Here is a 13,857-nt window from a genome sequence, read left to right as displayed (position 1 = left end):
GGAAGGCCGCAGCGCGGATGCCGCGGCCGCTGCATGACGTGTGCACAGCCGCCGATCCCGGCCCGGAACCGCGGGCGGTTCCGCGCGTCCGCCCGCGGCCACGGGGTATCCCTCCCCGGTCTGCGGCAGCCCGGCGGCACCGGGTCGGTCACACCGTCCAGGAGGGGTCGAGTTGCACGACGTCACCCGCCAGCGCCGCGATGTCCGCCTCCGTCTGCGCCCTGAGGGACAGCCGCTCCACCCGCTCCACCCGGTACTTGCCGCGCTCGGCGGCCGACTGCCACATGGACAGCACCAGGAACTCGTTGCCCGGCGCTTCGCCGAACAGCCCCCGCACCATGCCGGGGGACCCGGCCATGGCCGGGTTCCACACCTTCGACTGCATCAGCGAGAAGTGCTCGACCCTGTCCTCGTGGACCCTGCAGTGGGCGACGCGCACCACGTCCGCGTCCGTGAATCCAGGCTCGAATCCGGTCTTCACGTCGAACCGGTGAGCGAAGAGCTGCGCCCGGAGGTTCCGATAGGTGCCCGACTGGGCGGATGCGAGGCGGTCGTGCGACCGCGCCATGAACGAGTCGTAGAACGCACGGGTCTCCCAGAAGGCGAACACATGGGCGACACCCGGCCGCCCTCGGCTCCAGCCGCCGCCCTGCCCCCGGAAGCCCGGCTCCCCCCGCAGCCGCGCCCACTTCCGCTGCCCGCGCTCGAACTCCCGCCGGTCCACGACGTTGCAGCGCATCCACTTGACCAGCACCGCACCATCGTACGACCAGGGGACGTAATCTCGATCACTCTCCCGGGTGAAGGAGGGTCCATGGTCACCCGCCCACCGGAACAGGTCTCCGCTTCCCGGTCACCGCCGGACCGCGCCCGTCACATGACACGATGACAGTTCGCGCACGGGACCGGGAGTTACGGCCCCGCAGCCGGGCTGCCCGCGGGGAGCCTCCGCCGTCCACGAGGAAGGGAATTCGGGTGAGCAGTCTCAGCAAAGGGCTCCGGAAGGTCCAGGTGACACTCAAATGGGACCCCAGCCCCATCGGAGCCGCCCCCCACGACCTCGACATCGTGGCGGCCACCTACACGGCGGACGCACCCCACGGCACGCCCGCCTACCTCGTGCACTTCGACAGCCGGTCGCCCGACGGCACGATCACCCTCGACAGGGACAGCCGCACCGGGCAGGGCTTCGGCGCCGACGAGGTGATGACCCTCGAACTCCAGCGGCTGGCCCCGTCCTACGCCAGGGTCGTGGTCGGAGTCGTCATCCAGCAGCGGACCGCGGAGAAGACCTTCTCCGACATCCCCAACACCGGGGTCCAGATACTCGACGGCCCGCAGGAGCTGGCGAGCGATGATCTCTCGGGCGTCCCGGACGCCTCTGCCGCCACAATCGCCGAGTTCACCCGGGACGACTCGGGCGCGTGGCGACTGCGGCCCGTCCTGCGCGGCTTCACCGCGGCCCCGGCCGAGTTCGCCGGGCTGATGGGTACGGCGCCGGCCTGAGCGGAGCGTCGGGACAGCCGGTCCCGGCCGGCGCCCGTGTCCCCACCCGCCCCGGGGCCGGTGGGTCCGGCGAGCCGTCCGCCCGACTGCCACGTGCGTGAGGGCCGGTGCACCCCCGTGCTGCCGCACAACGCCGGGGAGGGGCGCCGGCACGAAGCCGGCGCCCCTCCCGGAGATCACCGCCCGGTCCGCGGCGCCGTGTGCCGCTTACGGCACACGGCGCCCGGTATCAGCTGCAGCCGCTCGTCGAGCCGCAGCCCTCGCAGATGTAGCAGGAACCGGCACGCTGCATCTTCGTGCCGCAGGAGAAGCAGAGCGGGGCATCGGCGCTGATGCCGAGCTGCATCTCCACGAGCTCCGCGGAGGTGTGCGCCTGCTGCGGGGCGGGCGCCTCGGCCTTCGGCTCGGTCACCGGCCTCGGCGTCTCCTGCCGGCGGGGGGCGGACTGGGCCAGACCTTCGACGTCCACCTCGTCCTCGGCGGGCTCGTAGGAACCCGTCTCCAGATGCCGCTGCCGTTCGTCGGCCGAGTGGATGCCCAGCGCCGAGCGGGTCTCGAACGGCAGGAAGTCCAGCGCCAGGCGGCGGAAGATGTAGTCGACGATCGACTGGGCCATCCGCACGTCCGGGTCGTCCGTCATACCGGCCGGCTCGAAGCGCATGTTCGTGAACTTCGAGACGTAGGTCTCGAGCGGAACGCCGTACTGCAGACCGACCGACACCGCGATCGAGAAGGCGTCCATCATGCCCGCGAGGGTGGAGCCCTGCTTGGACATCTTCAGGAAGACCTCGCCGAGACCGTCGTCCGGGTAGGAGTTGGCCGTCATATAGCCCTCGGCGCCACCGACCGTGAAGGACGTCGTGATGCCCGGCCGGCCCTTCGGGAGGCGCTTGCGGACGGGGCGGTACTCGACCACCTTCTCGACCGCGCTGCGGACGGCCTCCTCGGCCCGCTCCGCGATCTCGGCCTTGTCCTCCTTCTTCTTGGCGGAGAGCGGCTGACCGACCTTGCAGTTGTCGCGGTAGATCGCGAGGGCCTTGACCCCCATCTTCCAGGCCTCGAAATAGATCTCCTCGACCTCCTCGACGGTCGCCGACTCCGGCATATTGACCGTCTTGGACAGGGCGCCGGAGATCCACGGCTGGATCGCGGCCATCATCCGGACGTGGCCCATCGGGGAGATGGCACGCTCGCCCATGGCGCAGTCGAAGACCTCGTAGTGCTCGGTCTTCAGTCCCGGCGCACCGATCACATTGCCGTGCTCGGAGATGTGGGCGACGATCGCCTCGATCTGCTCCTCCTGGTAGCCGAGGCGGCGCAGCGCCTGCGGCACGGTGCCGTTGACGATCTGCATCGAGCCGCCGCCGACCAGCTTCTTGAACTTGACCAGCGCGAGGTCGGGCTCCAGGCCGGTGGTGTCGCAGGACATGGCGAGGCCGATGGTGCCGGTAGGGGCGATGACAGAGGCCTGGGCGTTGCGGAAGCCGTTCTTCGCGCCGAGACGGATCACGTCCTGCCAGGCCTCGGTGGCCGCGGCCCAGATCGGGGTGTCCAGGTCGTCCATGCGGACGGCGGCACCGTTGGCGTCGGCGTGCTGCTTCATCACCCGCTGGTGCGGCTCGGCGTTGCGTGCGTAGCCGTCGTAGGGACCGACGACCGCGGCGAGCTCGGCGGAGCGCCGGTAGGAGGTGCCGGTCATCAGCGAGGTGAGGGCACCGGCCAGGGCGCGGCCGCCGTCGGAGTCGTACGCGTGGCCGGTCGCCATCAGCAGAGCGCCCAGGTTGGCGTAGCCGATGCCGAGCTGGCGGAAGGCACGGGTGTTCTCGCCGATCTTCTGGGTCGGGAAGTCCGCGAAGCAGATGGAGATGTCCATCGCCGTGATGACGAGTTCGACGATCTTCTGGAAGCGCTCGGCGTCGAAGGACTGGTTGCCCTTGCCGTCGTCCTTGAGGAACTTCATCAGGTTCAGCGAGGCGAGGTTGCAGGACGTGTTGTCCAGGTGCATGTACTCGCTGCACGGGTTCGAGCCGTTGATCCGGCCGGACTCGGGACAGGTGTGCCAGCGGTTGATGGTGTCGTCGTACTGGATGCCCGGGTCGGCGCAGGCCCACGCGGCCTCGGCCATCTTGCGGAAGAGCGACTTGGCGTCGACCTCCTCGATGACCTCACCGGTCATCCGGGCACGCAGCCCGAACTTCCCGCCGGACTCGACGGCCTTCATGAACGCGTCGTTCACGCGGACGGAGTTGTTGGCGTTCTGGTACTGGACGGACGTGATGTCGTCGCCGCCCAGGTCCATGTCGAAGCCCGCGTCGCGCAGCGCGCGGATCTTCTCCTCCTCCTTGACCTTGGTCTGGATGAAGTCCTCGATGTCGGGGTGGTCGACATCGAGGATGACCATCTTGGCGGCCCGCCGGGTGGCACCGCCGGACTTGATCGTTCCGGCGGAGGCGTCGGCTCCGCGCATGAAGGAGACGGGTCCGGACGCGTTGCCGCCGGAGGACAGCAGCTCCCTGGAGGACCGGATGCGGGAGAGGTTCAGCCCGGCGCCGGAACCGCCCTTGAAGATCATGCCCTCTTCCTTGTACCAGTCGAGGATCGACTCCATGGAGTCGTCGACGGACAGGATGAAGCAGGCGGACACCTGCTGCGGCTGGGGCGTGCCGACGTTGAACCACACCGGCGAGTTGAAGCTGAAGACCTGGTGCAGCAGGGCGTACGCCAACTCGTGCTCGAAGATCTCCGCGTCGGCGGGCGAGGAGAAGTAGTCGTGGTCCTCACCTGCCTTGCGGTACGTCTTCACGATGCGGTCGACGAGCTGCTTCAGACTCGTCTCACGCTGCGGGGTGCCGACCGCCCCGCGGAAGTATTTGCTGGTGACGATGTTGACCGCGTTGACCGACCAGAAATCGGGGAACTCGACGCCACGCTGTTCGAAGTTGACCGAGCCGTCGCGCCAGTTGGTCATGACGACGTCACGGCGCTCCCAGGCCACCTCGTCGTACGGGTGTACGCCGGGGTTGGTGTGGACGCGCTCGATACGCAGGCCCCGCCGGGCCGCGGCAGCCTTGGTCCCCTTGGCTCGGGGACCTCGTGCCGGGCCGCTCGCCGTCTCTGTCATGCCGCCTCCCATATACGGGCGAAAACGCCCTGAAGTGCCCAGATCTTCCCGGGGCACAGTCTGTTCCTGACGTCCCGGGCACCGCGCCGCGCGCCACGCCGGGGACACATCTGCTCAGCCGCTCCGCGACCGATCTCCGCCCGCTGCGGCGGGCCCGGTGATCAGTCGGCGGCTCTGGCGGGCTCGCGGGCCCCGTGCGGCGCACCGGGCCCGCCCGGCCCGGCGGGCGGCCGCGGCTCACGGAGCTCCGTGATGGCGGCCTCGAAGTCCTCGAGCGAATCGAACGCTCGGTACACGGACGCGAAGCGCAGATACGCAACGAGGTCGAGCTCCTGCAGGGGGCCGAGTATGGCCAGACCCACGTCATGGGTGGTCAGCTCGGCACTGCCGGTGGCGCGCACCGCCTCCTCGACCCGCTGGCCGAGCTGGGCGAGTGCGTCCTCGGTGACGGGCCGCCCCTGGCACGCCTTGCGCACACCGGAGATGACCTTGGTTCGGCTGAAGGGCTCGGTGACCCCGCTGCGCTTGACCACCATCAGCGACGCCGTCTCGACCGTCGTGAAACGACGGGAGCAGTCGGGGCACTGGCGGCGGCGGCGGATCGACGTGCCGTCGTCGGTGGTCCGGCTGTCGACGACCCGGCTGTCGGGGTGCCTGCAGAAGGGGCAGTGCATGGTTCCTCGACCCTCCTTTGACCGCGCGGCTGAACAGCCTCGCGGGGGCGCGCCGGCCCCCGTGAAGCAGCCACCAGCATAGGCGATCGCCTCGACCCTCAATGGACCGGGGACCACAACTTCTGGGCGGCTGGGACAATCCAACCACTAGATCTGGGGTTTGGCCGCCAATCACCCCTGACGCGTGTCGTGCGGCAGGGACGCCCGGCGCAGGGGCCGCAGGCCGGCACCGGTCGGCGACGAGGCTACCCGGGGCGCCCGGCACGCCCGGACCCGGGCCCGGGTCGACCTCTCCGGCGGCATCGGATGACAGACTGGAACCACCCCGCCAGATCAGGACCAGATCAGGACCAGGCCGGGAGGGGTGGGCACGCCGTCGGCCCCGGAGTGCGCGCCCAGCGCGGTCCGGCAGCCGCGAAGACCCGCACCACCGGCGCAAAAGCAGTCCTCCATACACCGAGCCCCAGACAAGCGTAAGGTGATCTGCGTTTTTTCACTCGAACGTGTGTTTGGCGCAACCTTTCGAAAGCAACTACCGTTGTCCAGCTAGGGAGACCATCTCGAGAGGGGCCGACGTGACCACCACCGCTGACAGTGCCGCCGTTGACAGTGCCGCCATCACTGCCCAGAACCGCTCCCAGAACCGATTCGAGCCGGTGCATGCCATGAATGACGCAGCCACGACCCCGGAGGGCGCCGAGCCCGCGCGCCCCGCCCGTTCGCTACCCGGTCGGCCTCCGGGTATCCGCGCGGACAGCTCGGGGCTCACGGACCGCCAGCGCAGGGTCATCGAGGTCATCCGCGACTCGGTGCAGCGCCGCGGATACCCGCCGTCGATGCGCGAGATCGGTCAGGCGGTGGGCCTGTCCAGCACGTCGTCCGTGGCACATCAGCTGATGGCCCTGGAGCGGAAGGGCTTCCTCCGTCGTGACCCGCACCGGCCCCGGGCCTACGAGGTGCGGGGCTCCGACCAGCCGGCCACACAGCCGGCCGACACGACGGGCAAGCCCGCGGCCTCGTACGTGCCGTTGGTCGGCCGAATCGCCGCCGGTGGCCCCATCCTCGCCGAGGAGTCGGTCGAGGATGTCTTCCCTCTCCCCCGCCAGCTCGTCGGAGACGGCGAGCTGTTCGTTCTGAAGGTCGTGGGTGACTCGATGATCGAGGCCGCGATCTGCGACGGCGACTGGGTCACCGTCCGCCGTCAGCCGGTCGCCGAGAACGGCGACATCGTCGCGGCCATGCTCGACGGCGAGGCCACCGTGAAGCGCTTCAGGCGCGAGGACGGCCACGTATGGCTACTCCCCCATAACGCGGCGTATCAGCCGATCCCGGGCGACGAGGCCACGATTCTCGGCAAGGTGGTGGCGGTGCTTCGGCGAGTGTGAGCACACCTCGTCGGCTCTGACCGGGCCCCGGGACCCACTGCGCCGGTCCCGGGGCCCCTCGTATCCGCGGCTCTGCGACGGCGGATGCATAGTGCCCGATACACGTTGCCCGATGACCGAGGCCCGCCCCCTACTGGGCCGCACCATGCCAGAAGCCTCCCGGCGCCGCCGACCTCGGCCTACGCCCCGTCGGCCTTCGCCGCCTCATCGATCGCCGCGAGGGAGCGGCGCACCTGATTGCGGTCCGTGGTGTACCAGAAGTCCGGCAGTGACGCCTTCAGATAGCTCCCGTAGCGCGCCGTGGCAAGCCTCTGATCGAGCACGGCGACCACACCGCGGTCTGCGGTGGCCCGCACCAGGCGGCCCGCGCCCTGAGCCATCAGCAGCGCCGCATGGGTCGCCGCCACGGCCATGAAGCCGTTTCCGCCGGCTTCCTCCACCGCCTTCTGCCGTGCGCTCATCAAAGGATCGTCGGGGCGCGGAAACGGAATCTTGTCCATCACCACCAGCTGGCAGCTCGCTCCGGGGACGTCGACACCCTGCCAGAGGGAGAGCGTGCCGAACAGGCATGTCCGGGGGTCGGCCGCGAAGCCCCTGATCAGCTCCCCGAGGGTTTCCTCGCCTTGCAGCAGGATCGGGAACTCCGGAATACGGGAACGCAGTTCCTCGGCCGCGAGCTGGGCCGCCCGCATGGAGGAGAACAGTCCGAGCGTGCGTCCGCCGGCCGCCTGGATCAGTTCGGTGAGTTCATCGAGCATGTCGTCACGCCCACCGTCCCGGACAGGGCGCGACAGATGCCTCGCGACATAGAGAATGCCCTGCCTGGGGTAGTCGAACGGCGAGCCCACATCGACGCCCTTCCAGACGGGCAGGTCATCGCCCTCGGCGCCCTCGGGCGCCAACCCGAGGGACGCCCCCACCCCGTTGAAGTCACCACCCAGTTTGAGCGTCGCCGAGGTGAGCACCACCGAGCGCTCGGCGAAGAGCTTCTCGCGCAGCAGGCCCGACACCGAAAGCGGGGCCACACGCAGCGACGCCCCGAAGCGGTCGTGGCGCTCGTACCACACCACGTCGTACTCGGAGCCCTGGCTGATCCGCTCGGCGACCTCGTGCACGGACTCGACCGACGCGAGCGCCTGCTTGCGAACGGCGTCCTCGTCCTGTGCGGACTGATCGCGGGCAGCGCCCAGCGCCGAGATCACCGTGCGGGCGGCGTCGCGCAGCGCCGCCAGCGCATAGCCCAGGTCCTCGGGAATCTCGTCGAGGCGGCCGGGCAGCGCCAGCTCCATCAGCCTCTCGAAGCCCTCGGCGGCCGTCTGGAGCTGATCGGCCGCCTTCTCGTCGACCAGCTTGGCCGCGCGCCGCACCGCGCGGTTGACCTGGCCGGGAGTGAGTTCGCCCGTGGCGACCCCGGTGACCCGCGAGACCAGCTCATGGGCCTCGTCCACGATCAGGACCTCGTGCTGCGGAAGCACCGGAGCGCCCTCGATCGCGTCGATGGCGAGCAGGGCGTGGTTCGTCACGACCACCTCGGCGAGCTTCGCACGCTCCCGCGCCATCTCCGCGAAGCACTCCGCTCCGTAGGCGCACCTGCTCGCGCCGAGGCACTCCCGGGAGGACACGGAGACCTGCGACCACGCCCGGTCGGACACGCCGGGGGTGAGGTCGTCCCGGTCACCGGTCTCCGTCTCGTCCGACCAGTCGCGCAGCCGCATCAGGTCCTGGCCCAGCTTGCTGGTGGGGCCGGTCGAGACCGTGTCCCCCGTGCCGAAGGCCGGGTGGGGGTCGAAGAGCCCTTCCCCCTCCTCCTGGGGGACACCCTCGTGGAGCCGGTGCAGGCACAGGTAGTTCGACCGGCCCTTGAGCATGGCGAACTCCGGTCTGCGGCGAAGCAGCGGGTGGAGGGCCTCCACCGTCCTCGGCAGGTCCCGCTCGACGAGCTGGCGCTGCAGCGCGAGCGTCGCCGTGGCGACCACCACGCGGTCCCCGTGGGCCAGGGCGGGCACCAGGTACCCCAGCGACTTGCCGGTGCCGGTGCCGGCCTGGATGAGCAGATGTGATCCGTCGTCGATGGCCTCCGAGACGGACTCGGCCATGGTGACCTGGCCGGGCCGCTCGACCCCGCCGACGGCGGTGACGGCTGCGTGGAGGAGCTCGGGGAGGGATGGCTTCGTCATAGGACGCCCACCCTACGGGCCGCCACCGACAGCGCGACCCGTTCCCGGCCGGCCCAGGGCGCCAACCCGTGCTCAGGTGGTTGCGGGCCGAGCTCCTGGGCGGAGAGGCGCTCGGGGTGTCGGGACCGGCACACCGCGGTGGGCGGCACGGCCGTCACCGGCGGCGATCCGGCGCGGCCGCACCGGGGTGCGTGCCTCAAGGGCCCCTTGCGGCGTCGTGTGCCGAAAGGCCGGTGCGGCCCTTGACAACGACGTGCCGGGGGGTGACCGGTCCGGTGGCCGTCCGGGAAGGCGTGGTCCAGGTCGGCGAGGCCGGACGGCGGGGACTTCGGCACAGGGGATCCTCGGCTGGAACCGCTGCGGCTCGGGCGGTCTCTCGGGGGCCCGCCTCAGGCGGCGGGCCGTTCACAGCACCTTGCTCAGCGCCCGGTCGCGGACCATGAGCGCGGCTCGCTTATCGGGGAGGTCGACTTCCGCGGAGAAGCGGAAGCCGGCGCTGAGGAAGGCCGAGACGGAGGGGACGTTGCGCAGGTCGGGTTCGGCGACGACCCGTGCGCAGTGGGGGCGGTGGTCGAGTACGTGGTCGGCCGCCGCCCGGAGCAGCGCCGTGCCGAGGCCGCGGCCGCGGTCGGCGACGCCTCCGATGAGGAGGTGGATGCCGGTGTCGTGGGGCCGGGCCGGGTAGTGGCGCGCAACCGGGTCGAGGTCGGCCCGGTAGATCTCGAAATAGCCCTTCGGCACCCCGTCGAGGACGCCGAGGCAGGGAACGCTGCGGCCGTCGCCGGCGAGCTGGCCGCCGAGATGGTGTTCCGTGACGGACTCCGGTCCGGCGAGTTCCCAGAAGGCCGCGACGGCGGGGTCGTTCATCCAGCGGCTGATGAGTCGCAGATCCCGATCGATCTGGACGGGCACCAGCTGGAAGGCGCCGAAGGGGGTGGCTGCGGCACCCCACCCGGCGAGGGCGTCGAGCAGGTCCTCGCCGGGGAGGGGCCGGCCGGGTGGGGGCTCCCCGTCGCGGGCACCGCGGGGGACGGCGCGCCGCGGTTCCCGGCCGTCCGGTGCCGCAGCGCGGGACTGCCGGTCCTGCCCGAGCAGCTCCGCGAGTTCGCCGGGCAGCCGCAGTTCGAGGGTGTCCTCCACGCCGCTGCCGTCGCAGGGGGTGTCTGGTCCGCCTGTCTCGGCGCTCGCTCCGGTGGGCGACATCGCTGACGCTCTCCTCTCGGCAGTTCGGACGGGCTGGTCGCCGAACGGGGGTGCCGGTCCCGGGTGACCGGTCTCCCCGGTGGCGGGTGGGCTTTGACGGGTGGGCTTTGACGGGTGGACCGCGGGTCGGCGCCGGCAGGGGGAGGCTCGGCCGGCGGGGCCCTTCGGGGGCGGCGCCGGACGCGCCGGGGCGCGTCTCCTCACGGGTGCAGCGGGTTGCCGATGGTGACGTAGACGGACTGGGTGTCCACGGGTCCGGCCAGCTCGTCCAGGCCGTGGAGCCGGGTGAGCAGGTTCGCCTTGCACCGCAGGGACGGGCTGTCCAGGAGCTGCGCCGGCAGCGGTGAACCCAGGTGGCGGGCGGCGTGGAGGAAGCGGCGGAAGCCGGCGAGGAGGACGCTTTCTGCGGCGAGCCGCTGGGACCCGAAGGCGCCGATGAGACCGAGCACGTTGTTGACGGCGAGGTAGTAGGTGAAGCGTTCGTCGGTGACGGCATCGTCGACGAAGGTGTCGCTGAGGGCGCCGATGCCCGGGAGCCGGCGGTCGAGTTCGGCACGGCGCGACTCCCGGAAGTAGTACCCCTGGTTGTCGCGGTAGCGGCCGCCGGCAGGCCAGCCCTGGGGATCGAGGATGACCAGAATGTTCTGCTGGTGGGCCTCGAGGGCGACACCTGCTGTGGCGTCCAGCCAGAGCACCGGGCGCACGACCTGGTCGAGGTAGCGCAGGAACCACTCGGCGGCGACTTCGGCGGTGGGGCGGCCCGTCCGGGTGGCGAGCCCGCCGATGACCTCGGCGAGCCGGGAGCGGAGCGCCGTACGGCCCGGCCAGGGCCGGGGAGCTGTGAGGCCCGCGAGGCAGACGGCGTCGTCCCCGGGGCCGAACGGGTTGTGCCGGATCATGACGTCGAGTCCGGTCAGCGGCGCTCCGTCCGGTGTGTCCACCGCGAGCCATGCCGGGTCGCGGACGATGTCGAAGCGTGGGTGCGCGGTCCGCCACTGCGCGCCCAGGCCGCCGCGGAGCAGCCGGTGCACCTCCACACCCCGGTGGAGTTCCTTGCGGAGGTTCTCACGGCGGGAGTTGGTGATGCGTACACCGAGGGAGAGCTTGAGCATGGCCGGCGCGCCGGACCGGTACACGGTGCGCACCGAGGAGGTGGGATGCCAGGGCTGGCCTGCGGGCCCCAGGTCGGTCAGGAGGCCCGCGTCGAACAGCGCGGCGGCTTCCGGCCGGTGGACCATCCTGCGTGCCTGCCAGGGGTGCAGTGGCAGGGCCGCGGTGCCGGGAGGGAGGCGGAGGCCGCCCGCCAGCCGGGAGGTGATCCGCTCGGCGGGCACCGTGCGGCCTTCCTCCGTCCAGGCCGAGTCGCAGGCCAGCACGGACCGGTCGACGGCGAGCCAGTGGAGGGGGAAGGAGGCGCCCAGCTCCGGCGAGTAGAGCCGGGCCTCCGCCTCGGAGAGCCCTTCGCGGCTCTTGGGAGTGGGATGCAGCGGATGGCCCAGGACCAGCGACTGCTCGGCGGTCAGGAACAGGTCGGCGCCGTGCGCGGGGGCGGGACACCGCCGCCGGACGTCGATGAACACGGCCGTACGGAGGACGGAGTCCGCTACGCGTCCGGCGAGGTCGACCGCTCCCGGACGGCGTCCCCCACCGCCTCCCCGGAGGCCGCCGGTCCGGGGACCTGCACCGTCGCCGGCCGGTTCCCGGGTGAGGAGGGCCGCGACGGTGAGGGCGTCGGCGGGGGGTGCGTCCGCCGGCGCGCCTTCCAGTACGGGCGGGCCGAAGCGGTGCCAGCCGGTGGGGGACCAGTGGAGGACCGGCACCAGCAGAGCGGTACCGCTGGCGTGGAGCGCGATGCGCAGACCGTCCCCGCCGGGCTCGGGGAGGTCGTTCTCACGGACCCAGCAGCGCAGCAGGTTCTCCACGGCGGCGGCGTCCGCGGCCACCAGGGGGTCGCGGTGGTCCAGCGGTTCGGCCACCGCGCCCGGAGGGGCCGCCGCGGACCCGGCGGCAGCCCCCGCGGCGGTCCCGGCCGCGGACCCGCCGCCTTCGTCGCCGGGTGCCCCGGGCGACTGCCTCGGTACGGTCCCCGCCTCGGCGGCGGGGGCGGCCGAGGTAGTCCACCCGGGGCGGTGGCCCGCGGTGCGGCGGTGGTCGGGTTCTGGGGTGCCGGCGGCGGGGGTGCGGTTCACGGGGGATTCCTTGTGGTGTCGTCCGGGATCACAGAGACGGTCCGGTGTCGTCGCGGTGGTGCGGTGCGCGCACGGCCGCTTCCAGGGAGTCGGCGAAGCGGTCGAGGACGGCCTCGGCCTGCTCGTCGGTGAGCGTGAGGGGAGGCAGCAGACGGACCACCCCGCGGTGGCGTCCGCCGACTTCGACGATGAGCCCGCGGCGCAGGCACTCCCGCTGCACGGCGGCGGCCAGGACCGGGGCGGCCGGCGGGACGCCACCCCCCGGGACACCGGCCCTTGCGACGCCGGGCTGCGGGGCAGCGGCCGGCGGGGCATCGGTGTCGGGTCGGACCAGCTCGACGCCGATCATCAGACCCCGGCCGGGTACGTCGCCGACGCACCGGTGGGTCGCGGCGAGGCCCTGCAGCCGCCCCAGCATGCGCGCGCCGAGGGCGGCGGCCCGCTCTGCGAGCAGGTTCTCCCGGACGAAGGCCAGGGTGGCCGCGCCCGCGGCCATGGCGAGCTGGTTGCCCCGGAACGCGCCGGCGTGCGCACCGGGCCGCCAGACGTCCAGGTCGGTTCGGTAGACGATCACGGCGAGTGGGAGGGAGCCGCCGATGGCCTTGGACAGCACCATCACATCGGGGTCGACCCCGATGTGCTCGACCGCGCCGCCGCCCGTCCGCCCCCTCGATCGTCAGCCCCCTGGCCCGTACCGGGACGATGGGCAGCGAGCGGGCGCAGGTCCGCGCCGCCGACTCGCGGAGCGCCTGGCGGCGCAGGACGCCTTCGTGCGCGAGGGGCTGTGCCCGGTGAGCGGGCTCGGTCACGGCCACGGTTGTTCGTCCTCCGACTGTCACGGTGGTGTCGCGCCTCGTCCTGCGGTCGGCCGGCACCTGGCGGCGGTGGGCGCCGGAACCGCGTCCCCCTCCGTACCAACGACTCCGGAAGCGGCGGATCACGGCCGTGCCGGAAGATCCCCGGCCCGGGAACCGCGGCCCTGCCGGTCGCCGTCCCCACCGGCACCGGCATGGTGGGCGCGGCGCCGCCGGGCCGTGCGCGGTCCGTCCCGTTCCGTAGGCACGCACCTGATGAAGTCCCAGGGGGATCACCACATGCGGCCCCATCGCCCGGTCTTCGCGGCACGGCGGGCGGCGGCCGCCGCCCGCAGACCGGTGCTCCGGGCGGCCGCCCTGGCCGCCGCGCTCGCGCCGAGGGCGACAGCCTGCGGGTCCGGTGAGAACGGCGCAGCGGGCGGGCCGAGCGCCCCGGCGGCGGCCTGCGGCACGGCCGACGGCAAGATCATCATCCCGTACGACCTCAAGGACCGCCTCAGGGAGCATGGGATCGATCCGGACAAGTGGCGCGACGGGAAAGGGAAGGACTGGGACAGGGAAAGGGACACCTGGCTCCGCGAGGGCGGGGCGCGCCGCGCGCCTTCGCTGTGACGGCGAATGCCGTGTACGACGCCGTCAGCCGCAGGTTCGCGGGCCGGTGGCCGCGCCCTGTGCCGGGGCCCCACCCGCGGTGGGGGCGCCCCGCGTCGAGGCGCGTTCCCGGGCCGGGATGGCACGGTCGTACGGAGAGAGCGGACCGGGAAGGGCTCAGCGCGCCGCGGGGACG

General features: G+C 72.1%; 8 protein-coding genes and 2 pseudogenes. 3 read left to right on the top strand and 7 right to left on the bottom strand.

Translation table 11 applies throughout. The annotated features are described in order from the left end of the window. Positions 1-148 precede the first annotated feature (148 nt). A complete protein-coding gene (locus SCWH03_RS22390) occupies positions 149-754 on the bottom strand; it encodes a YdbC family protein (protein WP_173266098.1) in 606 nt (201 codons plus the stop codon). Positions 755-975: 221 nt separating this feature from the next. Here SCWH03_RS22390 and SCWH03_RS22385 point away from each other — a divergent pair, with 221 nt between their 5' ends. Further along, positions 976-1,506, top strand: coding sequence for a TerD family protein (locus tag SCWH03_RS22385; protein ID WP_173266097.1), 531 nt, complete (start codon positions 976-978; stop codon positions 1,504-1,506). 229 nt (positions 1,507-1,735) lie between these two features. On the opposite strand, the gene SCWH03_RS22380 is transcribed toward SCWH03_RS22385, so the two are convergent. Further along, positions 1,736-4,627, bottom strand: a complete 2,892-nt coding sequence (locus SCWH03_RS22380) for a vitamin B12-dependent ribonucleotide reductase (RefSeq protein ID WP_173266096.1) — start codon at positions 4,625-4,627, stop codon at positions 1,736-1,738. A gap of 161 nt (positions 4,628-4,788) precedes the next feature. Next, positions 4,789-5,301 (bottom strand): transcriptional regulator NrdR, encoded by a 513-nt coding sequence (gene nrdR / locus SCWH03_RS22375; RefSeq protein WP_173266095.1) that lies wholly within the window; start codon positions 5,299-5,301, stop codon positions 4,789-4,791. Between the two features lie 575 nt (positions 5,302-5,876). Here nrdR and lexA point away from each other — a divergent pair. After that, the gene (gene lexA / locus SCWH03_RS22370) at positions 5,877-6,686 is read left to right on the top strand and encodes a transcriptional repressor LexA (RefSeq protein ID WP_173266094.1); all 810 of its coding nucleotides are present in this window, start codon (positions 5,877-5,879) and stop codon (positions 6,684-6,686) included. Between the two features lie 179 nt (positions 6,687-6,865). Here lexA and SCWH03_RS22365 read toward each other — a convergent pair whose 3' ends face one another. From SCWH03_RS22365 to SCWH03_RS22350, 4 genes and pseudogenes are all read right to left on the bottom strand, one after another. Then, positions 6,866-8,863, bottom strand: coding sequence for an ATP-dependent DNA helicase (locus tag SCWH03_RS22365; protein WP_173266093.1), 1,998 nt, complete (start codon positions 8,861-8,863; stop codon positions 6,866-6,868). 405 nt (positions 8,864-9,268) lie between these two features. Then, on the bottom strand, positions 9,269-10,066 hold the full coding sequence (locus tag SCWH03_RS22360; protein WP_173266092.1) for a GNAT family N-acetyltransferase: 798 nt from the start codon (positions 10,064-10,066) through the stop codon (positions 9,269-9,271). A 200-nt stretch (positions 10,067-10,266) separates the two neighbouring features. Then, the gene (locus tag SCWH03_RS22355) at positions 10,267-12,255 is read right to left on the bottom strand and encodes an IucA/IucC family protein (RefSeq protein ID WP_173266091.1); all 1,989 of its coding nucleotides are present in this window, start codon (positions 12,253-12,255) and stop codon (positions 10,267-10,269) included. A 28-nt stretch (positions 12,256-12,283) separates the two neighbouring features. Then, positions 12,284-12,922 (bottom strand): annotated as a pseudogene (locus tag SCWH03_RS22350) (aminotransferase class III-fold pyridoxal phosphate-dependent enzyme); the annotation flags it as partial. A gap of 427 nt (positions 12,923-13,349) precedes the next feature. On the opposite strand from SCWH03_RS22350, the pseudogene SCWH03_RS22345 reads away from it, so the two are divergent. Beyond that, a pseudogene (locus SCWH03_RS22345) lies at positions 13,350-13,652 on the top strand (hypothetical protein); the annotation flags it as partial. Between the last annotated feature and the right edge of the window lie 205 nt (positions 13,653-13,857).

The organism is Streptomyces pacificus (assembly GCF_011766325.1).
GTDB lineage: Bacteria > Actinomycetota > Actinomycetes > Streptomycetales > Streptomycetaceae > Streptomyces > Streptomyces pacificus.
Note: the sequence above shows the minus strand (reverse complement) of the source record. Positions and strands in the feature narration are given on the sequence as shown.

Excerpts from the sequence above, each read along its gene's own strand:
- SCWH03_RS22380 (WP_173266096.1), bottom strand. The coding sequence starts at position 4,627 with ATGACAGAGACGGCGAGCGGCCCGGCACGAGGTCCCCGAGCCAAGGGG.
- nrdR (WP_173266095.1), bottom strand. The coding sequence starts at position 5,301 with ATGCACTGCCCCTTCTGCAGGCACCCCGACAGCCGGGTCGTCGACAGC.
- SCWH03_RS22365 (WP_173266093.1), bottom strand. The coding sequence starts at position 8,863 with ATGACGAAGCCATCCCTCCCCGAGCTCCTCCACGCAGCCGTCACCGCC.
- SCWH03_RS22360 (WP_173266092.1), bottom strand. The coding sequence starts at position 10,066 with ATGTCGCCCACCGGAGCGAGCGCCGAGACAGGCGGACCAGACACCCCC.